The following is a 26,356-nucleotide window of genomic DNA, read 5'->3' as shown; positions in this document are numbered from 1 at the left end:
GGATCTCCATGTCCCTGCGCTTCGCGCTGCTTTTGCTGTTGGCCAGTCTTTGTACTGGTTGCGTCCTGTCGGGCGATTTCAATCCGATGAAGACCAGCAAGGGGCGCGACGAGGCGCGTAATGCCTACGTGCAACTGGGTCTGGGTTACCTGCAACAGGGCATGACGGAACGCGCCAAGGTGCCGCTGAAGAAAGCGCTGGAGCTGGACAGCTCGGACCCGGACGCCAACGCGGCGCTGGGCCTGGTGTTCCAGGCCGAAATGGAGCCGGAGCTGGCGGATGAGCATTTTCGCAAGGCGCTGTCGTCCAGCCCCAAGGATGCGCGAATCCTGAACAACTACGGCAGTTTCCTCTACGAGCAGAAGCGCTATAAAGAGGCGTACGAGCGCTTCGAGCAAGCTGCCGCCGATACCCTGTATCCTGAGCGCTCACGGGTGTTCGAGAACCTGGGAATGACCGCTTCGATGCTGGGCCAGCGTGAATTGGCCCGCCAGCAACTGGAAAAAGCCCTGCGGTTGAATCAGCAACAACCACGCGCCTTGCTGGAAATGGCTGAGTTGTCTTACGAAGACAGGCATTATGTGCCCGCGCGAGACTATTACGACCGTTTCAGCCTGCTCACGGAGCAAAATGCACGTAGTCTGTTGCTCGGCGTGCGGTTGGCAAAAGTATTTGAAGATCGCGACAAGGCCGCCAGTTTTGGCCTGCAACTAAAACGACTCTATCCCGGTACGCCGGAATATCAGCAATACCTGTCGGAGCAATGATGAAAGCGGCGCATCCTGAAGTTGTAGCAGCGAATCGCGTTAACCCCGGTGAGACTTTGCGCCAGGCCCGCGAAAGCAATGGCTGGTCGCTGGCCGAAGTGGCCCTCAAGCTCAACCTCACTGTCAATTCCCTGAGCAATCTTGAAGCGGGCGCTTTCGACAAGCTGCCTGGGCATACCTTCGCTCGCGGTTACATTCGCGCGTATGCCAAGTTGCTGGGCATGGACCAGACCGTGCTGGTCCAGCAGTTCGACCAGTCCACCGGCACCGACTCCCAGGGCAGCAGCGTCCACGCCCTGGGGCGCATCGAAGAGCCGGTGCGGGTTTCCCACACCATTTTGCGCATCGTCAGCCTGTTGCTGCTCATCGCCGTGATCGGTGGCGGTTTTGTCTGGTGGCAGGATCAGACCTCGCTGCGGACCAAGGACCTGATCAGCCTCAGCCCGGAACACGTTGAAGTCGAAGGCGCGGACGGCACCACCCAGATCCATCCGCTGGACGAGCCGGAAGACCAGGCCGTTGCCGAAGGCCAAGCCGAAAACTCCACCGCGCTGGCATTGCCACAGTCCGAGAGCGCTGCTGAAGCACCGGCCGACACCGCCACTGCGCCGGCTGCCGAGCCGGCAGCTCCTGCGGCCCCGGCGACGCCTGCACCGGCTGCACCGACGCACAATGCTGCGCCGGTTGTCGCCGCGCCCGTCGCACCAGCTCCGACCGCTCCGGTGGTGTCGACGCCGCCTGCAACGGCTTCGGTCACCCCGACCATCCCGGCGCCGACCGCCGCGGCCACCACCGCTGGCCAGGGGCAGGTTCAACTGCAATTCACCGCTGATTGCTGGACGCAGGTGACCGATGGCTCCGGCAAGGTGCTGTTGAGTGGCCTCAAGCGCAAAGGTGACAGTGTCAGCCTCAGCGGCAAGCCGCCATTTGCCGTGCGCCTGGGTTATGCCCGTGGCGCGCAGGTCAGTTACAACGGGCAGGTGGTTGATGTCGCTCCGTTCACCAGTGGCGAGACTGCTCGCCTGAAGTTGGGTCAATAAGTCATGCACGGCGAATCTCCAATCAAACGTCGCGAATCCCGCAAGATCTGGGTGGGTAACGTGCCTGTGGGCGGCGATGCGCCTATCGCTGTGCAGAGCATGACCAACAGCGACACCAATGACGTGGCGGCCACCGTCGCCCAGATCAATCGCCTGGAAGCCGCTGGTGTCGACATCGTGCGCGTGTCCGTGCCGGACATGGACGCCGCCGAGGCGTTCGGCCAGATCAAGCAGCTGGTCAAGGTGCCGCTGGTGGCCGACATTCACTTCGACTACCGCATTGCCTTGCGCGTGGCCGAGCTGGGCGTCGATTGCCTGCGGATCAACCCGGGCAACATCGGCCGCGAGGACCGCGTGCGTGCGGTGGTCGATGCCGCCCGTGACCGTGGCATCCCGATCCGTATCGGCGTCAACGCCGGTTCCCTGGAAAAAGACCTGCAGAAGAAATACGGTGAGCCGACCCCGGCCGCGCTGGTCGAGTCCGCGCTGCGCCACGTCGAACACCTGGAGCGCCTGAATTTCCAGGACTTCAAGGTCAGCGTGAAGGCGTCCGATGTGTTCATGGCGGTCGAGGCGTATCGCCTGCTCGCCAAGGAAATCGTCCAGCCGCTGCACCTGGGCATCACCGAAGCCGGTGGTTTGCGTTCAGGCACGGTGAAATCCGCAGTGGGCCTCGGTATGCTGCTCGCCGAAGGGATTGGCGATACTATCCGCATCTCGCTGGCGGCCGATCCGGTCGAGGAAGTGAAAGTCGGCTACGACATTCTCAAGTCCCTGCACCTGCGTTCCCGTGGCATCAACTTCATCGCCTGCCCGAGCTGCTCGCGGCAGAACTTCGATGTGGTCAAGACCATGAACGAGCTGGAAGGGCGCCTCGAAGACCTGCTGGTGCCGCTGGATGTCGCGGTCATCGGTTGCGTGGTCAACGGGCCGGGCGAAGCCAAGGAAGCCCATATCGGCTTGACCGGCGGCACGCCCAACCTGATTTACATCGACGGCAAGCCGTCGCAGAAACTGACGAATGACAATCTGGTGGATGAGCTTGAACGCTTGATCCGCGAGAAAGCGGCCGAAAAGGTCGAAGCCGACGCTGCCGTCATTGCGCGCGGCTAGGTCGAACGAATTTAAGGATTGATAGTGAGCAAGTCTCTGCAAGCCATTCGTGGCATGAACGACATCCTGCCCGAACAGACCCCCCTGTGGCGTCACTTCGAGGGCACCGTTGCGCGCCTGCTGGATAACTACGGTTACAAGCAGATCCGCATGCCGATCGTCGAGTTCACCGAGCTGTTCAAGCGCTCGATCGGCGAAGTGACCGACATCGTCGAAAAAGAGATGTACACCTTCGACGACCGCAACGGCGATTCCCTGACCCTGCGCCCCGAAGGCACGGCGGCCTGCGTGCGTGCGGTGCTCGAACACGGCATCACCGGCGGTGGCCAGGTGCAGAAACTCTGGTACATCGGCCCGATGTTCCGTCACGAGCGTCCGCAAAAAGGGCGTTATCGCCAGTTCCACCAGATCGGCGTGGAGGTGTTCAACCTCGACGGTCCGGACATCGACGCCGAGCTGATCGTGCTGACCTGGCGCCTGTGGGGCGAGCTGGGCATCCGTGATGCGGTCAAGCTCGAACTCAACAGCCTGGGCACCAGCGAGTCCCGTGGGCGTTACCGTGAAGCGCTGGTGGCGTTCCTGTCGCAACACCTGGACAAGCTGGACGAAGACAGCCAGCGCCGCCTGAAGACCAACCCGCTGCGGGTCCTGGACACCAAGAATGCCGACACGCAGGCGATCCTGGTGGACGCGCCGAAAATGGCCGACTACCTGGACGACGAATCCCGTGCGCACTTCGAGGGCCTCAAGGCTCGCCTGGACGCCGCGGGCATTCCTTACGTGATCAACCCGAAGCTGGTGCGCGGGCTGGATTACTACAGCAAGACCGTTTTCGAATGGGTCACCGACAAGTTGGGCGCCCAGGGCACCGTGTGTGCCGGCGGCCGTTACGACGGTCTGGTGGAGCAGATGGGCGGCAAGCCGACCCCGGGCGTTGGTTTCGCCATGGGGATCGAGCGCCTGGTGCTGCTGCTGGAGACCCTGGAGCAGATCCCGCAAGAGATCTCCCGCCAGGTCGACGTCTACCTGTGTGCCTTCGGTGAAGAAGCCGAGTTGGCCGGCCTGGCGCTGGCCGAGCGTGTGCGTGACCAGCTACCCAACCTGCGCCTGCAAGTGAATGCCGGCGCCGGCAGCTTCAAAAGCCAGTTCAAGAAAGCCGACAAGAGCGGTGCGCTGTACGCGCTGATCCTCGGCGACGACGAAATGGCCCAGCAAGTGGTAGGTTTCAAACCCCTGCGTGGCCAGGGCGAACAACAAAGCATTGCCTGGGATGCGCTTGCTGCACACCTGGCCACCTGCGTCGTGCAGGGTTGAAGCTGTCCAAACAGCCGATTTAGCGATTAAGGAGTATTGGGGTGTCGAGTACCGAAGACGAACAGCTGGCGGATTTGAAGGAATGGTGGTCACGCAACGGCAAGCCCCTGGTCACTGGCGGCCTGTTGGCGCTGGTCATCGTATTCGGCTGGCAGGCGTTCCAGAAGTATCAGGGCAACCAGTCGCAAGGCGCTTCGGTGCTTTATCAGCAATTGCTCGAAACCACGCTGACGCCTGACGGCAAGCCAGACGCAGCCCGCGTCTCGGACCTGGCCGGCAAGCTCAACAGCGAGTTCGGCGGCAGCGCCTACGCGCAGTACGGCAGCCTGTTCGTGGCCAAGGTCGCGGTGGACAGCGGCAAGCTGGACGACGCCGCCAGCGAACTGAAGGCCATCGTCGCCAAGCCTGCCAATCCGGCACTGGGCGAAATCGCCCGTCAGCGCCTGGCGCAGGTGCTGGGTGCGCAGAACAAGGCCGATGAAGCCCTGAAGTTGCTCGAAGGCGATGCCGACAAAGCCTTCCTGGCCACTCGCGAAGAACTCAAGGGCGACCTGCTGGTGCAGTTGGGTCGTACCGATGAAGCGAACACGGCGTATCAAAAAGCCAAGGCGGCACTGTCGGATGAAGCGGCAGTCGGTGGCCTACAAATCAAGCTGGACGACCTGGCCAAAGGGGATGCGTGACGTGATCCGTTGGAAACATGCAGCATTGCTGGCTCTGGCCATTCTGGCCGCGGGTTGCAGCAGCAACAGCAAAAAAGAACTGCCACCGGCCGAACTGACCGACTTCAAGGAAGAAGTGGTTCTGCACAAACAGTGGAGTCGCTCGATCGGTGACGGTCAGGGCGAAACCTACAACATGCTGGTACCGGCGATCGATGGCGATACCATCTATGCTGCCGACGTCACCGGTGTGGTGATGGCGCTGGATCGCAGCAACGGCGACGTCAAGTGGAAGAAAGATCTCGAACTGCCTGTGTCCGGTGCCGTCGGCGTCGGTTACGGTCTGCTGACGATCGGTACGCTCAAGGGTGAAATCGTTGCCCTGGACGCCATCAACGGCGAAGAGAAATGGCGCGCTCGCGTGTCCAGCGAAGTCCTCGCACCACCGGCCAACAACGGTGATGTGGTGGTGGTCCAGACCCAGGACGACCGTCTGATCGGCCTGGACGCTGCCACCGGCAGCCAGCGCTGGTTGTATGACAGCACCCCGGCGGTCCTGACCCTGCGTGGCACCAGCGCGCCGATCGTCACCAACCGCATGGCGGTGGCTGGCCTGTCGACCGGTAAAGTGGTCGCCCTCGATATCTCCAACGGCGTGCCGGTGTGGGAACAACGGGTCGCGATCCCGCAAGGTCGTTCGGAGCTGGAACGTGTGGTCGACATCGACGGCGGCTTGCTGCTGTCCGGCGGCACGCTGTACGTCGCCAGCTACCAGGGTCGCGTAGCGGCACTGGACCTGGAAAGCGGTCGTCAGCTCTGGCAGCGTGATGCCTCCAGCTATGCCGGCGTTGCCCAGGGTTTCGGCAACGTTTACGTGAGCCTGTCTTCGGGCACCGTTGAAGGCGTCGACGAGCGTTCGACCACTGCCCTGTGGAGCAACGATGCACTGGCTCGCCGTCAACTGTCGGCGCCGGAAGTGTTCTCCAGCTACGTTGCAGTGGGTGACCTGGAAGGTTACCTGCACCTGCTGAGTCAGGTGGACGGTCGCTTCGTCGGCCGCGAGCGCATCGACAGCGACGGCCTGCGTGCCCGTCCGCTGGTGGTGGGTGACACGATTTATGTGTATGGCAACAGCGGCAAACTGGAAGCCCTGACCATCAAGTAACGACTATGCTTGGGGTTTAACCCCCAGGCGGCTTCACCTATGTCGGAATGTAGGAGCGAGCTTGCTCGCGATGGACGCCAACGATGACGTTGGCGTCCTGATTAAACGCGGTGTCCATGCGTTTATCGCGAGCAAGCTCGCTCCTGCAGAAATCGTCATGGAGATTGCCTCGAGCACCAGCCGCTGCCTAGCAGCGGCTTTTGTATTTTCTGAAATAACGAAGTGGAGAGCCGCATGGTTCCCGTAATCGCCCTGGTGGGTCGACCGAACGTCGGCAAGTCCACCTTGTTCAACCGCCTGACCAGGACTCGTGACGCCATCGTCGGCGACCTGTCCGGTCTGACCCGTGATCGCCAATACGGTGAGGCCAAGTGGCAAGGGCGTTCCTACATTCTGATCGACACCGGCGGTATCTCCGGTGACGAGCATGGTATGGACGAAAAAATGGCCGAGCAGTCGCTGCTGGCCATTGAAGAAGCAGATGTGGTCCTGTTCCTGGTCGATGCCAAGGCGGGTTTCACCGCTGCGGACCAGATGATCGCCGAGCACTTGCGCAAGCGTAACAAGCGCTCCCACGTGGTCGCGAACAAGGTCGACAACATCGACCCTGAAATGGCCCGCGCCGAGTTCGCGCCGTTGGGCATGGGCGACGCGATCCCGATCGCCGGCGCCCACGGCCGTGGCATCACCCAGTTGCTGGAAATCGCCCTGAGCGACTTCCCGAAAGACGAGGATGAGCTGCAGGAAGGCGAGGAAGAGGAAGTGGCCGAAGGCGAGGAAGCCAAGCGCATTCCTGGCCCGAGCGAAAAAGACGGGATCAAGATCGCCATCATCGGCCGCCCGAACGTGGGCAAGTCGACCCTGGTCAACCGCATGCTCGGTGAAGACCGGGTGATCGTCTACGACCAGCCCGGCACCACCCGGGACAGCATCTACATCCCGTTCGAGCGCAATGACGAGAAGTACACCCTGATCGACACCGCCGGTGTGCGCAAGCGCGGCAAGATCCACGAGGAAGTCGAAAAGTTCTCGGTGGTCAAGACCCTGCAGGCGATCAAGGACGCCAACGTGGTGATCTTCGTCATGGACGCCCGCGAGGGTGTGGTGGATCACGACCTCAACCTGCTGGGCTTCGCCCTGGAGGCCGGTCGGGCCTTGGTCATCGCACTGAACAAGTGGGACGGCATGACCCCGGGCGAACGCGATTTTGTGAAGATCGAGCTGGAACGCCGGTTGTTCTTCGTCGACTTCGCCGACATCCACTTCATTTCGGCGTTGCACGGCACGGGCGTGGGCAACCTCTATGCGTCGGTGCAGAACTCGTTCAAGTCGGCGGTCACCCGCTGGCCGACCAGTCGCCTGACCCAGATCCTCGAAGACGCCGTCAGCGAGCACCAGCCGCCGATGGTCAACAGCCGCCGGATCAAGCTGCGTTATGCCCACCTGGGTGGCGCGAACCCGCCGATCATCGTGATTCACGGTAACCAGATCGAGAAGGTGCCGAAGTCTTACGTGCGTTACCTGGAGAACACTTACCGCCGTGTCCTGAAGCTGGTCGGTACGCCGATCCGCATCGAGTTCAAGGGCGGCGAGAACCCGTACGAAGGCAACAAGAACTCGCTGACCGACCGCCAGGTCAACAAGAAGCGTCGCTTGATGTCGCACCACAAGAAGGCCGACAAGAAGCGCCGCGACAAGCGCTGATTCAAGGCGGGCCGCCTTGGGTGGGAGCGAGCCTGCTCGCGATAGCGATCTGTCTGACACGTTGATGTTGAAGCTGTCGACGCCATCGCGAGCAGGCTCGCTCCCACAGGGGCGGTAACAGAAGAAAGGGCGCTTTATGCGCCCTTTTTTTATGGGCGCCGGATGGGCTATCCTCGGGCTCTCCCGCGCCGCGTCAGAGCCGGGTGTAGAGCAGGGAACCACCGATGATCACCAGTAAGCTGCCGAATGTCGGCGTCACTATTTTCACGCAGATGTCGCAGCTCGCGGCGCAGACCGGGGCGATCAACCTGTCCCAGGGTTTTCCCGATTTCGATGCACCGCAGGCCTTGTGCGACGCGGTCGGCCGGCACATCGCCAGTGGCCACAACCAGTATTCGCCGATGACCGGCCTGCCGGGGCTGCGTCAGCAGGTGTCGGCGAAAATTGCGCGCAGCTACGGCGTGCAGGTCGATGCCGATCACGAAGTAACCATCACCCCCGGCGCCACCCAGGCGATCTTCTGTGCGATCCAGGCGGTTATCCACAGTGGCGACGAAGTGATCGTGTTCGATCCCTGCTATGACAGCTACGAGCCTTCGGTGGAGCTGGCGGGCGGCCGCTGCGTGCATGTGCAACTGGGGTTGAATGATTTTTCCATCGACTTCGAAAAACTCGCGGCGGCGATCAGCCCGCGCACCCGAATGATCGTGTTGAACACTCCGCACAACCCGAGCGGAGCGCTGATCAGTCGTGCCGAGCTGGATCGGTTGGCGGACCTGATCCGTGATCGCGATATCTACCTGGTCAGCGATGAGGTCTACGAACACCTGGTGTTCGACGGCGTGGCTCATGTCAGCGTGTTGAATCATCAGGAGCTGTACCAGCGTGCTTTCGTGGTCAGCTCGTTCGGCAAGACCTATCACGTCACCGGCTGGAAAACCGGCTACGTGGTCGCGCCACCGGCGCTCACGGCAGAGCTGCGCAAGGTGCATCAATACGTGAGTTTCTGCGGGGTGACGCCGCTGCAGTTCGCCCTGGCCGATTTCATGGCCGAGCACCCGGAACACGTGGAAGCGTTGCCCGCCTTCTATCAGGCCAAGCGCGACCTGTTCTGCGACCTGCTCGCGCCGTCGCGTTTCAGCTTCGCCCGCGTGACCGGCACCTATTTCCAGTTGGTCGATTACTCGCAGATCCGCCCGGACCTCAACGACGTCGAGATGTCGCTGTGGATGACCCGCGAGCACGGCGTGGCGAGCATCCCGATCTCGGTGTTCTACCAGACGCCACCCGAAGGCCAGCGCCTGGTGCGCCTGTGCTTCGCCAAACGTGAGGAGACCCTGCGTCAGGCAGCGGAAAAACTATGCGTGATCTGAGTGCACTGCCCAATCTGAACATCGCCCTGATCCAGACCAGCCTGGCCTGGCATGACCGCCAGGCCAACCTGGAGCATTTCGAGCCGTTGCTGGAACAGGCGCGTGGCGCCGACCTGATCATCCTTCCGGAGATGTTCACCACCGGTTTTTCCATGGAGTCGGACACCCTCGCCGAGGCGGAAAACGGTCCGACCAGCAAGTGGTTGCGCGCCCAGGCGGCGCACCTCGATGCCGTGATCACCGGCAGCGTGATCGTGCAGGCCGCCGACGGCAGTCATCGTAACCGCCTGTTGTGGGCGCGGCCGGACGGCGAAGTCTGGCACTACGACAAGCGCCACCTGTTCCGCATGGCCGGTGAACACAACCATTACACCCCCGGCGAGCGCCAGGTGCAGTTCGAGCTCAAGGGCTGGCGGGTGCGGCCGCTGATTTGCTACGACCTGCGCTTCCCGGTGTGGAGCCGGGATGCCCAGGACACCGATCTGTTGCTTTACACCGCGAACTGGCCGGGCGCACGGCGCCAGCACTGGAACCGCCTGTTGCCGGCGCGGGCGATTGAAAACCTCTGTTATGTGGCGGCGGTGAACCGCATCGGCACCGACGGCAAGGGCTTTGCCTACACCGGGGACAGCCAGGTGCTGGATTTCCAGGGCGAGACCCTGCTCAGTGCCGGCGATGCGGACGGGGTGTTCCAGGCGGTGTTGAGTGCGGCCGAGCTGCAGGCGTATCGCACGCGGTTTCCGGCGAATCTGGATGCAGATACCTTTGAGTTCACCTGAGATATCTGTCGCCTGACATAACGTCATCGCGAGCAGGCTCGCTCCCACAGTGCGGTGTGCCGGTGGGGGCGAATCCCGCACAAACAAAAAGGCCCCGAGGTTCTCACCCCGGGGCCTTTCGCGTAACGGCCTGGCTTACGCCGCTTTGGCTTCCGGCTGGCTCAGCGAGCGGTTCAGCGCGCTGAACAGGGCCTTGAAGCTGGCGGTGGTGATGTTTTCGTCGATGCCGACGCCATGCACCGCACGCTCACCGTTCACCCGCAGCTCGATGTAGGCCGCCGCTTTGGCGTGGGTACCCGCGCCGATGGCGTGTTCGTTGTAGTCCATGATTTCCACCGGCACCGGCAGGCCGGCCACCAGGGCTTCCAGTGCGCCGTTGCCCTTGCCGCGCCAGTGCAGGTTGGTCTCGCCCTGGCCTTTGCCGGACACTTCCACTTCCACGGCGCTGTGACCGTTTTCTTCCTGCAGGCGATGGCTGACCAGCGCATACGGGGTGTTGGCCTGCAAGTACTCGCTGTGCAGCAAGGCGTGGATCTGCTGGGCGGTCATTTCCAGGCCCAGGCGATCGGTTTCACGCTGCACGACCTGGCTGAACTCGATCTGCATGCGACGCGGCAGGCTGATGCCGTATTCCGACTCCAGCAGGTAGGCGATGCCGCCCTTGCCCGACTGGCTGTTGACGCGGATGACCGCCTCGTAGCTGCGGCCGATGTCGGCCGGGTCGATCGGCAGGTACGGCACTTCCCACAGGGCGTCCGGTTTCTGCTGGGCGAAGCCCTTGCGGATGGCATCCTGGTGCGAGCCGGAGAACGCGGTGTGTACCAGGTCGCCGACGTACGGGTGGCGAGGGTGCACCGGGATCTGGTTGCACTCTTCGACGACCTTGCGCACGCCGTCGATGTCGGAGAAGTCCAGCTCAGGGTTCAGGCCCTGGGTGTACATGTTCAGCGCGACGGTCACCAGGTCGACGTTACCGGTGCGTTCGCCGTTGCCGAACAGGCAGCCTTCGACACGATCGGCGCCGGCCATCAGGCCCAGTTCGGTGGCGGCCACGCCGGTGCCACGGTCGTTGTGAGTGTGCAGGCTGATGATCACGCTGTCACGACGGTTGATGTGACGGCCGAACCATTCGATCTGGTCGGCATACACGTTCGGCGTCGCGCATTCGACGGTGGCCGGCAGGTTGAGGATCATCTTGTGCTCGGGCGTCGGGTTCCACACCTCGATCACGGCGTCGCACACTTCCTTGGCGAACTCCAGTTCGGTGGCGCTGAACGTCTCTGGCGAGTATTCGAACGTCCACTGGGTTTCAGGCTGCTGGGCCGCGTATTTGACGAACAGCTTGGCCGCGCTCACGGCGATTTCCTTGATCCCGTCCTTGTCCTGGTTGAAGACAATGCGGCGGAAGGAAGGGGAGGTCGCGTTGTACAGGTGAACGATGGCTTTCTTCGCGCCACGCAGGGATTCGAAGGTGCGGGCGATCAGGTCTTCACGGCCCTGGGTCAGCACCTGGATGGTGGTGTCGTCCGGGATGTGGTTGTCTTCGATCAGGGTGCGCACGAAGTCGAAGTCGGTTTGCGAAGCCGCCGGGAACGACGCTTCGATTTCCTTCACGCCGACCTGCACCAGGGTTTTCCAGAAGCGCAGTTTCTTGGCCGAATCCATCGGTTCGATCAGCGACTGGTTGCCGTCACGCAGGTCGGAACTGCACCAGATCGGCACGGCGGTGATGGTCTTCGACGGCCAGGTGCGGTCCGGGAGGTCAATGGCCGGGAAGGCGCGGTATTTCGAAGACGGGTCTTTGAGCATGCTCATCGGAGGAATCCTTATTGTGTGGGCCGAGAAGAGGCGGCCTGCCGGTGGTTCAACTGTTCTTGGGCAAAGCGTGGGACGAGGCGTCGCGATTCAGCCCGGCAGTCGTGCGCTGACGAGGCACAGGCTGCGGTGCTGGCGAAGCTGAATGAGGGTGTGAGAGGTTTTCATGCCTTCAACCCTAACCGCGAGGGGGGAGGATGGCAAGCAGTCGAAAAAAATTGAGAGGAATATCCGAAATTGCAGTTCTCTCGCGATTTTATTGCTTTAGATAGCGCGAATATTCCCAGTGGTTGCGCAGGCTTTGGAAGCTGCGCAATTGGAATCCGGTGCCTTTGCTGGCCTCATCGAGAGCAGGCTCGCTCCCACCTTTGATCACGTCCCCCTGTGGGAGCGAGCCTGCTCGCGATGACGCAAGTCGCCTCACCACAAAATTCAGGGCTGGAACGCCCCGATAAAAATCGCCGGATCCACCCGCGCATCGTTCAGGCTGACATTCCAGTGCATGTGCGGCCCGGTCGCCCGGCCGGTGGCGCCGACCTTCCCGACCACCGCGCCGCGGGCCAGCGGTTGGCCGACCTTCACGTCGATCTTCGACATGTGGCAGAACATGCTGATGAAGCCCTGCCCGTGGTCGACGAACACGGTGTTGCCATTGAAGAAGTAGTTGCCGATCAGGATCACCTTGCCGGCGGCGGGGGTCTTGATCGGTGTGCCGGCGGGCACGGCGAAATCCAGGCCGGAGTGGGGATTGCGCTCCTCGCCGTTGAAGAACCGACGCACCCCGAACTTGCTCGACAGCGGGCCATTGACCGGCTTGTCCAGCAGCAGGTTGCTCGGCGTGTTCGGGCTGAACGTGCGGTAGGCGGCGATCTGCTCGGCCAACTCGCGCTCGATGCGCTTGAGGTTGTCCGGGTCCGGGTTGACCTGCTGAGTGTTTTTCAGGGTGATGCGCTGTTCCGGGTACTTCTTGCTGCCGACGCTGAAGTTGAGGGTTCGACCGCCGCTGCTGATGGACTGCACGCCGGGCTTGACCGTCAGCGGTACGCCGACGATGGCCCGCCAGTTGTCCTGCTCCCTGACCACCAGAACCGGTTTGCCCTGGTAGCGGGCGGTCGGTGCCTGCGCGGCGCTGCCCAGATCGATCACGGCCACGCCGCCCGGCACGGGTTTGTTCAACAGGCGGGTGATGTAGCTGTCGGCATGGGCGTTGAAGCTCAGGCACAACACAAGCAGCGAAGCGAAAAGGCGTGGCATCGATCAATCCAGTAAAGAGAGGGTGACGGGCGTCAGGTGGTTGTCCTCGACCCGCACGTGCAGCTCACCTTCGCCCAAGCGGGCTTTCAGGCGCTGGCCATTGTGGGTTTGTGCCGCGTTGCGGATCGCATGGCCGCGCTCGTCCAGCAGGATGCTGTAGCCACGCCCGAGGGTCGCCAGCGGGCTGACCACGTGCAGCGTCTGCACCTGGCTTTGCAGTTGCAGGCGACGGCCCTTCAGCCCTTCGCGCATGGCCCGGGGCAGGCGTTCGGCGAGGCTGTCCAGGCGTTGACGCAACATGGCCAGTTGTCGACCCGGATGCTGTCCGGCGAGGCGGGTTTCCAGGCGGATCAAGCGTTCGCGACGGGTGTTGAGGCTGCGTTCGAAAGCCCGGCGCAGACGCATGTCCAAGTCATCCAGACGCTGTGCCTGCTGGCGCAGGCGTTCGCCCGGGTGGCGCAGGCGCCGAGCGATGCCCTCCAGACGCAGGCGGTCGCGCATCAGGCGGTCGCGCATGCGCATCACCAGGCGGCGGTGCAGGCTTTCGACCCGGCGCACCAGGTCGCTGGAATCCGGGGCCAGCAGTTCGGCGGCGGCCGACGGCGTGGGCGCGCGGACGTCGGCGACGAAGTCGCTGATCGACACATCGGTTTCATGGCCGACGGCACTGACGATCGGTGTCACACAGGCATCCACGGCGCGGGCCACGGCTTCTTCGTTGAAACACCAGAGGTCTTCCAGCGAGCCGCCGCCACGGGCCAGGATCAAGGCATCGAAACCACGGGCGTCCGCCAGTTTCAAGGCGCGGACGATTTGCGCGGTGGCTTCGCGGCCCTGCACGGCGGTGGGGATCAACGTCAATTGCACCTGCGGCGCCCGGCGGCGGAACACGCTGATGATGTCGCGGATCACCGCGCCGGTCGGCGAGCTGATAATGCCGATGCGTTGCGGATGCGCGGGCAGCGGCACCTTGCGCTCGGCGCTGAACAGGCCTTCGGCGCTGAGTTTTTCCTTCAGCGCATCGAAGGCCAGGCGCAGCGCGCCGTCACCGGCCGGTTCGACCGTGTCGAGGATCAACTGATAGTCGCCACGGCCTTCGAACAGCGAAACCTTGCCACGCACTTTCACCGCCAGGCCGTCCTTCAACGCCTGGCGAACCCGCGCGGCGTTCTGCCGGAACAATGCGCAGCGCACCTGTGCGCCGCTGTCCTTGAGGGTGAAATACACGTGGCCGGACGCCGGGCGGGCGAGGTTGGAGATTTCGCCTTCGACCCAGATGTTGCTGAACACGTCCTCCAGCAACACCCGCGCACGGCCGTTGAGCTGGGTGACAGTCAGGACTTCCCGGTCCAGGCCGAGTCTTGCAAAGGGATCTTTAATCATGGGCGCAGTTTAAAGGCATTCGCGGCTCAATCTCCATGACCAAGATACATCCGATGTTGGGAGCGGGCTTGCTGGCGAAAACGGTGTATCAGTCGATGGCGAAATTGAATGAAATAGCGCTTTCGCGAGCAAGCCCGCTCTCACAGAGGGTAGAGTTCGCTTCGGAATTCAAGGATGACAGGGGAATGAATGTGCTCGAGTTGTTGAACCAATGGCCCTTCGGCCTGACGGATTGGTTACTGATCGGCCTGGGCATTGCCCTGGCGTATATCGTGTTCGGCATCGCCGGTTTCGGCACGGCGCTGGTGGCGGGGCCGATTCTTATTCTGTTCATGCCGCTGTCGAAGATCGTGCCGTTGCTGGTGCTGCTGGATTTCATCGCGGCGTTCGGCAATCTGCTGCCGTCGCGGCGGGACGTGGCCAGGCCGGAGTTGTTGCGGCTGTTGCCGTGCATGGCGGTGGGCTGCACGCTGGGGGTGATTTTCCTGCTGAACCTGCATTCGGACGTGTTGCTGCTGTTGATGGGGCTGTTCATCAGCGCCTATGCGATCTACAGCCTGGGGGTCAAACGCCGGCCGACGCAGTTGTCGGCCGCCTGGTCGGTGCCGATGGGCACGGTGGGCGGGATGTTCGGGGCATTGTTTGGCAGTGGCGGCTTTCTCTATGCGATCTACCTGAACAGCCGGTTGTCGAAAGAGGCCGCCCGGGCGACCCAGAGTGCGCTGATCAGTTGCAGCACCGTGGTCCGCCTGAGCCTGTTTGCTGTCGCAGGGGTGTATGCCGAGCTACCCTTGTTGATGCTGGCGCTGTGTCTGTTGCCGGCGATGGCGCTGGGTTTGTGGATCGGCCGGCGGCTGACCCTGCGGTTGTCCCGCGAGGCGTTCGTGCGGCTGGTGACCTGGCTGGTACTGGCCAGCGGGATTGCCCTGATCGGGCGTTATTTGAGCACTTGACCGGATCGCGTCAGGGATTAAGCTGCCGGCCTCTTTTCTTCTTGTGGGAGCGGGCCTGCTCGCGATAGCGCAATGTCAGCCGACTCAACGGTGACTGACCCACCGCTATCGCGAGCAGGCTCGCTCCCACCGAAGGGAAAATTTTCAGTATTTGCAGCAGGGCTTGCACCATGAACTCGCAAAGCATCATCGTCCCGAAAATCTCCACGCTGCCGGTGCATGAGCCCCGGGCCAGGGCGGTGGTGCGTTGGCTGGTGCGCAAGAACATCATCAAGGAAGAACTGAGCACCTGCGGGCGCACCGGCAACCGCATGGGCCACGCGATCGCCGATGGCGCCCGTGCGGTGGTCCTGCACCCGCAAGCTCTGCCGTTCGGCGAGGCGATCAACGGCCTGGAGATCGTGACCAAGCGCTGCATCTATACGCCGGCCAAGGGTTTTCTGGGGGAGGCGGGCTGCGCCGAATGCCGCCAGGAGGTCGGCGAAGCGCTGTTCGAAAGCCTGGAAGACTGGATGCCGGGGCGCACCGACAACTTCACCTGCCCGGAGTGCGGGCACGAAGATGACATCAATGGCTTTCTGTTCCTCCAGGAATGCGGCTTCTCCAACCTCGGTTTCATCTTCAACAACTGGGCCGAGGCCGGCTTCAAGCAGAGCTTTCTCGATGAATTTGCCGACTGGCTGGATCAGCCCGTCAGTTGGGTCAAGGTCGAGCTCTGAACCCGTACATCCGTAATGCTGATAATAGACAGAGTTTTACATTGAACCCGAGGGGGTGTCTGACTATAATGGCGCGCTTCCATTTTCCCGCTCGGGAGCCCCCGCGATGCTGCGTATCAGCCAAGAAGCTCTGACATTCGACGACATTCTCCTCGTGCCCGGTTATTCCGAGGTGCTTCCTAACGAAGTCAGTCTGAAGACCCGCCTTACCCGCGGCATCGAGCTGAACATTCCTCTGGTTTCTGCCGCCATGGACACCGTCACTGAAGCCCGTCTGGCAATCGCCATGGCTCAGGAAGGTGGCATCGGCATCATCCACAAGAACATGACCATCGAGCAGCAAGCTGCCGAAGTGCGCAAGGTCAAGAAGTTCGAAGCCGGCGTGGTCAAGGACCCGATCACCATCGAGGCTGACGCCACGGTTCGTGATCTGTTCGAACTGACCCGCCTGCACAACATTTCCGGCGTTCCGGTCCTGCACGATGGCGACCTGGTCGGCATCGTCACTTCCCGTGACGTGCGTTTCGAAAGCCGCCTGGACGCCAGCGTCCGCGACGTGATGACGCCCAAAGAGCGTCTGGTCACCGTCAAGGAAGGCGCCGACAAGAACGACGTTCGCGAGCTGCTGCACAAGCACCGCATCGAACGCGTGCTGATCGTCGACGACAAGTTCGCCCTCAAGGGCATGATGACCGTCAACGACATCGAAAAAGCCAAGGCCTACCCGCTGGCCAGCAAGGACGATCAAGGTCGTCTGCGCGTTGGCGCTGCCGTCGGTACCGGCAAAGACACCGGTGAGCGCGTGGCCGCCCTGGTCAATGCCGGGGTTGACGTGGTGGTGGTCGACACCGCCCACGGTCACTCCAAGGGCGTGATCGACCGCGTTCGCTGGGTCAAGCAGAACTTCCCTGAAGTGCAGGTCATCGGCGGCAACATCGCCACCGGCGCTGCCGCCAAGGCCCTGGCCGAAGCGGGCGCCGACGCCGTCAAGGTCGGTATCGGCCCAGGCTCGATCTGCACCACCCGTATCGTCGCCGGTGTCGGCGTCCCGCAAATCAGTGCCATCGCCAACGTTGCCGCTGCCCTTGAAGGCACCGGCGTTCCGTTGATCGCCGACGGCGGCATCCGTTTCTCCGGTGACCTGTCCAAGGCCATCGTGGCCGGTGCTTCCTGCGTGATGATGGGCTCGATGTTCGCCGGTACCGAAGAGGCGCCGGGCGAGATCGAACTGTTCCAGGGCCGTTCGTACAAGGCTTACCGTGGCATGGGTTCGCTGGGCGCCATGTCCCAGGCCCAGGGCTCCTCCGACCGCTACTTCCAGGACTCCTCGGCCGGCGCCGAGAAACTGGTTCCGGAAGGCATCGAAGGGCGTGTTCCGTACAAGGGCAGCCTGAGCGCGATCATCCACCAGTTGATGGGCGGCCTGCGTTCCTCGATGGGCTACACCGGTAGCGCCGACATCGAACAAATGCGCACCATCCCCGAGTTCGTGCGGATCACCGGCGCTGGCATGGCCGAGTCCCACGTACACGACGTACAGATCACTAAGGAAGCGCCAAACTACCGCGTAGGTTGAGCCTTCAAGCAAAAAGTTAACGACCGGGGCTGTTTTATTCAGCCCCGAGTTGTTTCTGAATCACGACTGTTTCTGAATGACTTAGACGAGACTGAATCATGGCCCTCGATATTCACGCTCACCGCATCCTGATCCTCGATTTCGGTTCCCAGTACACCCAGCTGATCGCCCGCCGCGTGCGTGAAATCGGTGTGTACTGCGAACTGCATCCGTTCGACATGGACGACGAAGCGATTCGCGAATTCGCGCCAAAGGGGATCATCCTCGCGGGTGGCCCGGAGTCGGTACACGTGGCGGACAGCCCGCGCGCGCCACAGGCGGTCTGGGACCTGGGCGTACCGGTGTTCGGCATTTGCTACGGCATGCAGACCATGGCCGAGCAGTTGGGCGGCAAGGTGGAAGGCTCCGAGCTGCGTGAGTTCGGTTACGCCCGTGTCGATGTGGTCGGCAAGAGCCGCCTGCTGGACGGTATCGAAGACCACGTCGACGCCGACGGCCTGTTCGGCCTCGACGTGTGGATGAGCCACGGTGACAAGGTCACCCGGATGCCGGGCGATTTCCACGTCCTGGCCAGCACCCCGAGCTGCCCGATCGCCGGCATGTTCAGCGACGAGCGCGCCTATTACGGCGTGCAGTTCCACCCGGAAGTGACCCACACCAAGCAGGGCGGTCGCATCCTGTCGCGCTTCGTCCTCGACATCTGTGGCTGCGAAGCGCTGTGGACCCCGTCGAAGATCGCCGAAGACGCCATCGCCCAGGTGCGCGCCCAGGTCGGCACCGACAACGTGCTGCTGGGCCTGTCCGGCGGTGTCGACTCCTCGGTGGTTGCCGCGCTGCTGCACAAGGCGATCGGCGACCAACTGACCTGCGTCTTCGTCGACAACGGCCTGCTGCGCCTGCACGAAGGCGAGCAAGTGATGGCCATGTTCGCCGAGAACATGGGCGTCAAGGTGATCCGCGCCAACGCCGAAGAGCAGTTCCTCAACAACCTGGCCGGCGAAGCCGACCCGGAGAAGAAGCGCAAGATCATCGGCCGTACCTTCATCGACGTGTTCGATGCCGAATCCTGCAAGCTGGACAACATCAAGTACCTGGCCCAGGGCACCATCTACCCGGACGTGATCGAGTCGGCTGGCGCGAAAAGCGGCAAGGCCCACGTGATCAAGTCGCACCACAACGTGGGCGGCCTGCCGGAAGAGATGAACCTGAAGCTGGTCGAGCCACTGCGCGAACTGTTCAAGGACGAAGTCCGTCGTCTGGGCCTGGAACTGGGCCTGCCGTACGACATGGTCTACCGCCACCCGTTCCCGGGCCCGGGCCTGGGCGTGCGGATCCTCGGTGAAGTGAAGAAGGAATACGCCGACCTGCTGCGTCGCGCCGACCACATCTTCATCGAAGAACTGCGCAAGGCCGACTGGTACCACAAGGTCAGCCAGGCCTTCGTGGTGTTCCAGCCGGTGAAATCGGTAGGCGTGGTGGGCGATGGCCGTCGTTACGCCTGGGTCGTGGCCCTGCGTGCCGTGGAAACCATCGACTTCATGACCGCCCGTTGGGCGCACCTGCCGTACGAACTGCTGGAAACCGTCAGCGGCCGTATCATCAATGAAATCGAAGGCATCTCCCGCGTCACTTACGACGTGTCGAGCAAGCCGCCTGCGACGATTGAGTGGGAGTGATCCTACAGCGCAGCATGAAAAAACCGGCTTTTGCCGGTTTTTTCATGCCCGAGCCGACACCCGAGTCATGAGCGTGTACGAAGGGGCGCCGAAAGGCGCCCTTGTCGTATCTGAATGACCCGCAGGCCTCAGCGCATCGCGGCGGCCGCAACGGGCGCCTGATGGCCCTGTCCTTTCACCGCGAGTATCACCACCAACATGCCCAGACCGCAGACCGCCGCCGAGATGATGAAGGCCACGTTGTAGCCGCCGCCGTATTGAACGACCAGCCCGGTCAGCGTGGGCGCGATGATCCCGGCGATGTTGGCCAGCAGGTGAACGAAGCCACCGGTGCCGCCGACGCGGTTTTTCGGCACGATGTCCTGGATCAGCGCCCAGCAGATCTGTGGGGTCACGAACAGGAACACGCTGGAGACGGTGATGCAGGCCACCGCCATGCCCAGCGAGGTCACCTGTGTGGTGATCAGCACGCACGTCGCCGCAACGCCCAGGCCCAGGGTGAGCATGATTTTGCGGGCAAGGATGACGTTGCCCAGCCGTTTGGTCAGGGCATCGGTCAGGAAGCCGCCACCGAGGAAGCCCACCGCCGCGCCAAGCCAAGGGATGACGCCGATGATGCTCATACTCTTGATGTCGAGATGCTGGTAGTCCATCAGGTAGCTGGGTAACCAGGTGAGGAAGAAGTACAACACGTAGTTGAAGCAGAAGAACGCGGTCGCGACCGCCAGCACCGGGATGGAGAAGATGTAGCTGAACAGGCTGCGGCCTTCTTCAACGTTCTCCACCAGCACTTCCTCGCGGCCCGCGCGAATGAAGTCGCGCTCGGCCTGGGAAACGCTCGCATGCTGATCCGGGGTGTCCTTGAAGATCATCAGCCAGGCCAGCAACCACAGGGCGCCCAGCACGGCGATGACGACGAAGGAAATGCGCCAGCCGAAGTTGAACGCTACCAGTCCGACCACCGGGCCGGCCAGGGCCGCGCCCAGGGGTTGCCCGCAGTTGGTGAAGCCCAGCGCCCGTCCGGCTTCCTGGCGCGGAAACCAGTTGGTGATCGACTTGTTGGTGGTGGTGCCCATCGGCCCCTCGCCCATGCCGAACAACACCCGGAAGATAAGCAGTTGCAGGTAACCGGTGATGACCGCAGTCAGGCCGCAGAACACCGACCAGCTGCCGGCGGCCCAGGCGAACACCTTTTTTGGCCCGTATTTGTCCGCCGCCCAGCCGCCGATGAAGCACAGGGCGCAGTAGCCGAAGAAAAACGAGCTGAAGATGAAACCCATTTGCGCATCGTCGATGTGCAGTTCGGTCTTGAGCAGTGGCGCGACCACCGAGAGCGCCGCGCGGTCGAGGTAATTGAGCATGCCGGCGAAGAACAGCAGCCCGGCAATGTTCCAGCGGTAATAGCCTTTCATTCTTTTATGGCCTTTATTATTGACAGAAAACAGCGGGGGCTCAGTCGATCAAAGTCCGTTCCAGGCAGTAGTCTTCGATCACTTGCAGATCCGGTTTGAAACCCAGGCCGGCGTCAGTCGGCAGTTCCATGCGGGGCTTGAAGGCCAGGGCGGGGTAGAGCAGGCGTTCGAATTCAATGAACGGCACCTCCACCGCCACTTCCTGGGGCAGCAACGTGCACAGGTGCGCCACGGCCAACAGGCCCGGGCCAAAGTAGAAGCAGTGCGGCACGACTTTCACGCCATGCTGCCTGGCCAGGGCAAACACCTGGAGCATGGCGCCGATGCCGCCGATTTTCGCCACGCTGGGTTGCACGACGTCAATCGCCTGCTGTTCCAGCAGGGTCTTGATGCCCTGCACGCCGGCAGCGTTCTCCCCGGCGGACAGCGGCACGCCGTTGCGACGTACCAGCGCCAGCCCGGCGGCATCGTCAGGTGGCCAGACCGGTTCCTCCAGCCAGGTCAGTTCCAGCGCGCGCAAGCGCTCGGCGACTTCGCTGGCTTCAGCCACCGACCATGGGCAATTCACATCCACCATCAACTCGCCGGCCGCTACTGGCAGTGCCCGGCGGGCAGCGGCTATCGCGTCGACGTGGGTCTCGTGCAGTTTGATCTTGCGAAAGCCCAGGTCGCGGGCACGACTGACTTGTCGATAGACTTCGTCAGGATCGTTGCCATAGCTGACCAGGCTCGCATACAACTCGAGCGTACGCGCGGTGCCGCCCAGCAGTTGGTACAGGGGAACGCCAGCGACCTGGGCCGCGAGGTCCCACAAGGCGATGTCGATGCCCGAAAGGGCGTAGACCATCGCACCGGTCGAGCCAAAGCCATGCAAGGCGCGACGCGCCTTTTCCAGGGTCTGCTCGCGGTCTGCCAGCGACGTGCCGATGAACATCGGGCCGACGACCGCCGTCAACGCCTGGTACGTCACCGGATTGGACCCGTGCCCGAAGGCTTCACCCCAGCCTACCAATCCGGTGTCTGTGGTGATTTTCAGCATCAGGCTCTGCATGCGCTGATGGCTCGGCGAGGCGGCATTGAAAGCGTCGTCGTCCTTGGCCTGGCCGTGATTCTGCCGTTGGCTGGCGCCGGTGCTGAACGGGATGCTGATGCGAATAACTTCGATGCTGCTGATGATCACAGGTCGATCTTCCCCATTTTTTATGAATTGTGGGTCTGCCCTGGACAGGTACGTCATCGTACAACATCAAAAGTGGCTGGGAAACATTTTGTCACATGGAGGGGCGCAGGCGGCGGTTTGAACCCTGTCTCGCCCCGGATCGGGGCATTCGGGACGAGACAGGGAGGGATCATTCGATCAACTGGCCAGGGTCATGCCTCGCTCATCCAGTGCCTTGAGCAGGGCTTGCATGCTGTCGAAGCGTTTCTGGTCCAACGTCGGCCAGGCGGGACGCTTGATGAAGTAACGGCCGGACTCCGATTCAATCGACGTTTTCACGACGAGGTTGTCACGCCCGCAGTGAATCAGCCACGTTCCAACGGGCTCCCTCTTCAGGGTGTACATCCCCGGCCGATTGAGTAGCTGCTTGATCGCTTGTGTCGACTTTGAGGTGTAGGGGGTGTGAATTTGCAGGCGCAGATCGCTTCTGGCCCGACCGACGGGATTGCCATCGTCGTCGACAAAGGTTCGTCCGGGATCCGGCTCGTAGCCCCTCGACGGCCCTTTGCCCACGTCCTCGATGCGCAGCCCGACAGCTTTTTCCAGTTCACTGACCCCGGCGACACCTTCAAAGGTGTTCGCGTGTGAATTGCCCATCAGCGCCACCCATTTGTGTGACCCGCGCAGGGCCTGATCGGCTTCGATCACGGTATGGGCGTAGTAATTCATCATCTGTTGCCGGGTCGTCTTGCCCAGGCCCGACAGGCCTTCAAGGCGATAACTGGCCATGCAGTCGATGGCCTGGACCCGTATGCCGTGGCGGTTGGCTTCCTTGACCAACTCAAGGAAGTTGAAACGCTCGACGGGATCGGTCAAATGACCTTGATCCAGGGATTGCAGGTACAACTCAAGATCCCTGGGCATGACCGAGGTCTTGGCGAAGTTGTCCAGCGCGGCCTGATGGAAGTCGGTGAGCAGATGCTCCATGTACAGGGTTTTCACACCCTTGCGAGAGAGCATCGGCATCTGTTCGATCAACCATTGCTTGCTGCCGATTTCGGCATGACTTTCACCGATGACCAGCCCGTCGAAATGTTCGATCCACCAGTCGATGAATGACTCGGCGCTGGAAGCCGGGTCAAGGGGCGGCATCGCCGGACGCGGTGCAAGGTTCAATTCGGTATAGAAGCGCGTGGCCGCGTCGCGCAGGTCTTTGCGCAGAGCCTTGAACGCTGTCAGGGGGGAGTCGCCGCTGATGCTCGCGATGTGGTCCCCCAGTGATCGGCCGCCCGGTGCAGAGGCGGCCTGTTTCAGTCTTGCGCGATACGGGTGGGGAATTTCATAGGGCGAACGGAACAGCGCGGTGTCGGGCAGCGTCGATTGCGCTGTGGCCTGGTCGCGGGTGCCGGACGTGGAGGGCGACGGCTCGCGCACCGGCGATTCGCCCGCCAGAGGGTCAATGCGCACACGCGTCAGCGACAGGCCTTCATCCTCAATCCCCAGGGCCAGTTCATGGACGCTGTCGAAGTGCCGGCCGCTGACCCGGACCCATCGCGGGCGCACGACAAAAAAGCCGCCGGCATCGTGCTGGATCGGTGTCTGCACCAGTGAACCATCACCGCTGCGATGGATGAGTGTGTCGTTGTCCTGGATCATGAACATGCCGCTCCTGGGCAAGGCGGTCTCGACGCTGTTGGCGGTGATCGTCGGCGGCGGGCCGTCCAGTTGCAGGCGCAGGTCGCTCTTGAGCAGATCAATGGGGTTGCCCAGCAGGTCCCGCACCTTTTTCCCCGGATCGGCCCCCAGGCCATTCGCCCTGCCGATGGGCAATTCTTCCACGCGAAGGGAGACGGCACCTTGCAGTTCGCTGACGCCGGCGACGCGGTCGAAGGTGCTGGCACGCACGTCGTCCACCAGCGCCACCCAGCGATTGGCCCCGTGTGCGGCCTGGTCTGCGCGGATCGCGGTGTCGGAGAAGTAATTCATCATCTTGCGGCTGCTGGCCTCCGTGGTCCGCTCCATGCGTGGGAAGCGGCGGCTGGCCATGCAGTCGATGGCTTGTACGCGAAGATGGTTTTTCTGCGCCGCCTTGACCAGCGCCGTGTAGCTGTGGGGGCCGGTCGGGTCGCTGCCGAAGCGGACATCCAGCGCCTGCAGCGATTCCTCGAGCGCGGACGGCATCTTCCCGGTGCGATGGAACAGGTCGAGATCCGCCTGATGAAAATCGGTCAGCAGATGATCCAGGTACAGGGTTCTGACCTTCTGCTTGTTCAGCACTTTGAAGTTGTCGATCAGCACTTGCCGGGCGCCCGTGGTGGCGGTGTCCTGACTGATCACCAGGCCGGGCGCCTCCTTGAACAGGCGCTTGCTCATGTCGGCGAACGGGGTCGAGGGTTTGAAGGTCGGCACCGTCGGGCGCAGCGGTACACTCGGGGCGCTGTAGAAGTCGATGGCGTCGTCATACAGGCTGCGGCGCAGGCTCTTGAAGTCCTGATAGAGGCTGTCGCTGCCGTGCACCGGGTCCAGCGGGAAATCCTCGACTCGGCTTTGCGCCAACGCTCGCAGCGCCGGTGTCGACGTGGGCGGAACGTCATACGGCATCGGGGGTGTCGCCGTCTCTGGCAGCGCGCTGGCGGTGTGGCCCCAGGGCCATTCGCCGAAAATCTTCATGCCGCCCCGCAGGCCGGGACGCGCGACCGGTTGCCATTTCAGCGCCTCGTTCAGGCGCACTGGCACATTGCGATAAAACGAATGCGGATGAAGCGGATCGACGATGACCCAGCCGCGGATCTGCTCGACGTAACGCACCGCATAGAACCCATCGCTGCCAGCGCGACGCATGTAGATGTAATGCTTGCCGGACGCAGTGGTGATGATCTCCTGGAATTTCGGGCTATCGGTCTGGACCATCGTGGCTTCGCCGACCGTGGTCTTGAAGGCCGCGAGAAAGTCTTCCGGTGCGGCGGGGAGCACCTGTTTCGGGGCGATCTCCTGCAGTGTCGGCAGTGGCGTCCGGGCCTGCTCGGCAAACAGCAGATGCTCTTCTTCCTCGATGAGCATCGAGGTCTCGGCGATTTCCGGAAGCTCCGGGCCCTTGAGGAACGTGGCGTTGAACAGCGTGTCGATGGCGGTGAAAATCGCTGCGGTCACCGCCGATTTGCGCGCGCCCGGGGTTTTGCCGTTGACCGCCTGGTCGATCTGCAGGCCAACGTTGGCGATACCCGCGCCGACGACCGCCAGAGCGACCGGCCAGCCCACGGCGGCCATGGGACCGAACATTTTGTTGAAGGCGTTGAGGTAGCCGATCCACAGTTTTTTACGCAGCTCGCCATTGGAGTGCAGCATGAACTCGGCGTCGCTGACCATGCGCGCATGGGTGGCGTTCGCCAGAAAGGTGAAGGCATCGCCGTCCAGGGCTTCGGCGCTGTGTTCCACCAGTTGGTGATCGTTGCTGTCCCAGGTGCTGACCAGCAGGTCCAGCACATGATTGAGCCCGACGTTCTCGATGTGCGGCTCACGGAACAACAGGGCGACGAGGTTCACGCCCGGATTCTCCAGGGAGAGCCAGCTGCGCTTGGCACTCTGGCGCGAGGCCGTGTCTTGCATGATGTCGTGGTCGGCGACCTGGAAATGCGCCATGAAACGCTTGCGGTCCGATGGCTTGCCGATTTTCGACAGGACCCACCAATGCACATGGCGATCGGACTGCAAGGCGTGCACGCCCCAGATTTCGCCAGGGGTGTAGATCATTTTCCGGCCCTGGGCATCGACGATGCACAGGATGTCGGTGGCCACGAACCCGCCGATCTTCAGCAGGCTGACACGCACGCCCTTGGCTGGCGGTGCTTCGTCTTCGAGCATCTGTCGCGTCACCGGCCAACGGATGTTTCCCGCCACGGCGTTGACCACCGTCTTGAAGTTTTGATCGGATAGCCGGCCGCTTTCACGGTCTTCCATGGCCTTGGCGAGGAAGGTGCACTTGGCCAGCGCGCGGAAGGTTTTGCTGTGCTTGTTCCAGAACGACTTGATCTTTTGCCGGTAGTGATCGGCGAAGTCGATCTCCCAGAAAGACTTCAACACGTCCTTGGCGTGCAGCCGGATTTCATTGCTTTCGTCATAGTTTTGCGCGTCCGGCCCGGCGCTGTAGAAACCGGCGTCGGCGTCCAGCAGGTCGGCGTTGTCTTGGTCATGCACGTTGAAGCGCTGGATCACCAGTTGCGGCAGGGTCATCGATTCGCGCGGGGTTTCGAGCCGGTGTTCCCAGCCGGTAAAGGTGCGCGGGCTGCTTTGGGCGGCGCGAAAACGGTGGAAATAAACCTGCTCGGGCTCCAGGTGGGCAAGGTCATGTCTGACAAGAATGTCCCGGGCGATGGCGCAGGCCATTTCATACAGGTCGGGGCAGGCTTCGACCATGGTCGGAACCAGCGCCTTGAGTGCCTCTCTGTCAGCGGCGTTGGGCAGTGCGGGGTCTTTTTGAGTGTCCACAGGCTTT

At 62.5% G+C, this 26,356-nt stretch carries 19 protein-coding genes; 13 read left to right on the top strand and 6 right to left on the bottom strand.

Annotated features, from left to right (window positions below; translation table 11 throughout):
- Positions 1-8 precede the first annotated feature (8 nt).
- The 9 genes from pilW (at position 9) to IB249_RS06220 (ending at position 9,917) form a co-directional block, all read left to right on the top strand.
- The gene (pilW, locus tag IB249_RS06260; RefSeq protein ID WP_192302614.1) at positions 9-767 is read left to right on the top strand and encodes a type IV pilus biogenesis/stability protein PilW; all 759 of its coding nucleotides are present in this window, start codon (positions 9-11) and stop codon (positions 765-767) included.
- Positions 767-1,807 carry a helix-turn-helix domain-containing protein gene (locus IB249_RS06255; RefSeq protein WP_192302613.1) on the top strand — a complete coding sequence of 347 codons (1,041 nt, stop codon included), beginning with the start codon at positions 767-769 and terminating at the stop codon, positions 1,805-1,807. The genes pilW and IB249_RS06255 overlap by 1 nt, the downstream gene beginning before the upstream one ends.
- A 3-nt stretch (positions 1,808-1,810) precedes the next feature.
- Complete coding sequence (gene ispG / locus IB249_RS06250; RefSeq protein WP_192302612.1) at positions 1,811-2,920, top strand: flavodoxin-dependent (E)-4-hydroxy-3-methylbut-2-enyl-diphosphate synthase; 1,110 nt, start codon at positions 1,811-1,813, stop codon at positions 2,918-2,920.
- A gap of 24 nt (positions 2,921-2,944) precedes the next feature.
- Entirely contained in the window at positions 2,945-4,234 is a 1,290-nt protein-coding gene (gene hisS, locus IB249_RS06245; RefSeq protein ID WP_192302611.1) for a histidine--tRNA ligase, read from the top strand.
- A gap of 41 nt (positions 4,235-4,275) precedes the next feature.
- Entirely contained in the window at positions 4,276-4,917 is a 642-nt protein-coding gene (locus IB249_RS06240; protein ID WP_192302610.1) for a YfgM family protein, read from the top strand.
- Positions 4,910-6,061, top strand: coding sequence for an outer membrane protein assembly factor BamB (bamB, locus tag IB249_RS06235; RefSeq protein WP_192302609.1), 1,152 nt, complete (start codon positions 4,910-4,912; stop codon positions 6,059-6,061). Before IB249_RS06240 ends, bamB begins: the two co-directional genes overlap by 8 nt.
- 234 nt (positions 6,062-6,295) lie before the next feature.
- Positions 6,296-7,765 (top strand): ribosome biogenesis GTPase Der, encoded by a 1,470-nt coding sequence (gene der, locus IB249_RS06230; RefSeq protein ID WP_192302608.1) that lies wholly within the window; start codon positions 6,296-6,298, stop codon positions 7,763-7,765.
- A gap of 224 nt (positions 7,766-7,989) precedes the next feature.
- Positions 7,990-9,138: a pyridoxal phosphate-dependent aminotransferase gene (locus tag IB249_RS06225; RefSeq protein ID WP_192302607.1), complete on the top strand. Its 1,149-nt coding sequence runs from the start codon at positions 7,990-7,992 to the stop codon at positions 9,136-9,138.
- Positions 9,126-9,917 carry an amidohydrolase gene (locus IB249_RS06220; protein ID WP_192302606.1) on the top strand — a complete coding sequence of 264 codons (792 nt, stop codon included), beginning with the start codon at positions 9,126-9,128 and terminating at the stop codon, positions 9,915-9,917. The genes IB249_RS06225 and IB249_RS06220 overlap by 13 nt, the downstream gene beginning before the upstream one ends.
- Positions 9,918-10,052: 135 nt before the next feature.
- Here IB249_RS06220 and leuA read toward each other — a convergent pair whose 3' ends face one another.
- From leuA to xseA, 3 genes are all read right to left on the bottom strand, one after another.
- Complete coding sequence (leuA, locus tag IB249_RS06215; RefSeq protein WP_192302605.1) at positions 10,053-11,732, bottom strand: 2-isopropylmalate synthase; 1,680 nt, start codon at positions 11,730-11,732, stop codon at positions 10,053-10,055.
- A gap of 432 nt (positions 11,733-12,164) precedes the next feature.
- Entirely contained in the window at positions 12,165-12,986 is an 822-nt protein-coding gene (locus tag IB249_RS06210) for a peptidoglycan DD-metalloendopeptidase family protein (RefSeq protein ID WP_192302604.1), read from the bottom strand.
- Between the two features lie 3 nt (positions 12,987-12,989).
- On the bottom strand, positions 12,990-14,369 hold the full coding sequence (gene xseA, locus IB249_RS06205; protein ID WP_192302603.1) for an exodeoxyribonuclease VII large subunit: 1,380 nt from the start codon (positions 14,367-14,369) through the stop codon (positions 12,990-12,992).
- A 185-nt stretch (positions 14,370-14,554) separates the two neighbouring features.
- On the opposite strand from xseA, the gene IB249_RS06200 reads away from it, so the two are divergent.
- From IB249_RS06200 to guaA, 4 genes are all read left to right on the top strand, one after another.
- Complete coding sequence (locus IB249_RS06200; RefSeq protein WP_192302602.1) at positions 14,555-15,322, top strand: sulfite exporter TauE/SafE family protein; 768 nt, start codon at positions 14,555-14,557, stop codon at positions 15,320-15,322.
- Positions 15,323-15,492: 170 nt separating this feature from the next.
- A complete protein-coding gene (locus IB249_RS06195; protein WP_192302601.1) occupies positions 15,493-16,041 on the top strand; it encodes a sugar ABC transporter ATPase in 549 nt (182 codons plus the stop codon).
- Between the two features lie 106 nt (positions 16,042-16,147).
- Positions 16,148-17,617, top strand: coding sequence for an IMP dehydrogenase (gene guaB / locus IB249_RS06190; protein WP_192302600.1), 1,470 nt, complete (start codon positions 16,148-16,150; stop codon positions 17,615-17,617).
- Positions 17,618-17,715: 98 nt separating this feature from the next.
- Positions 17,716-19,293 (top strand): glutamine-hydrolyzing GMP synthase, encoded by a 1,578-nt coding sequence (gene guaA / locus IB249_RS06185; protein ID WP_192302599.1) that lies wholly within the window; start codon positions 17,716-17,718, stop codon positions 19,291-19,293.
- A 128-nt stretch (positions 19,294-19,421) separates the two neighbouring features.
- Here guaA and IB249_RS06180 read toward each other — a convergent pair whose 3' ends face one another.
- The 3 genes from IB249_RS06180 to IB249_RS06170 all read right to left on the bottom strand — a co-directional run bounded on the left by IB249_RS06180 (position 19,422) and on the right by IB249_RS06170 (position 26,349).
- Complete coding sequence (locus tag IB249_RS06180; RefSeq protein WP_192302598.1) at positions 19,422-20,705, bottom strand: MFS transporter; 1,284 nt, start codon at positions 20,703-20,705, stop codon at positions 19,422-19,424.
- Between the two features lie 40 nt (positions 20,706-20,745).
- Positions 20,746-21,885, bottom strand: a complete 1,140-nt coding sequence (locus tag IB249_RS06175) for a mandelate racemase/muconate lactonizing enzyme family protein (RefSeq protein ID WP_192302597.1) — start codon at positions 21,883-21,885, stop codon at positions 20,746-20,748.
- A 177-nt stretch (positions 21,886-22,062) separates the two neighbouring features.
- Positions 22,063-26,349 carry a membrane-targeted effector domain-containing toxin gene (locus IB249_RS06170; RefSeq protein ID WP_192302596.1) on the bottom strand — a complete coding sequence of 1,429 codons (4,287 nt, stop codon included), beginning with the start codon at positions 26,347-26,349 and terminating at the stop codon, positions 22,063-22,065.
- Positions 26,350-26,356: the final 7 nt, after the last annotated feature.

Source organism: Pseudomonas sp. PDM04 (genome assembly GCF_014851765.1).
In the GTDB taxonomy this organism is placed as follows: Bacteria; Pseudomonadota; Gammaproteobacteria; order Pseudomonadales; family Pseudomonadaceae; genus Aquipseudomonas.
The sequence above is the reverse complement of the archived record's forward strand: the minus strand, read 5'-3'. Positions and strand labels throughout refer to the sequence as shown.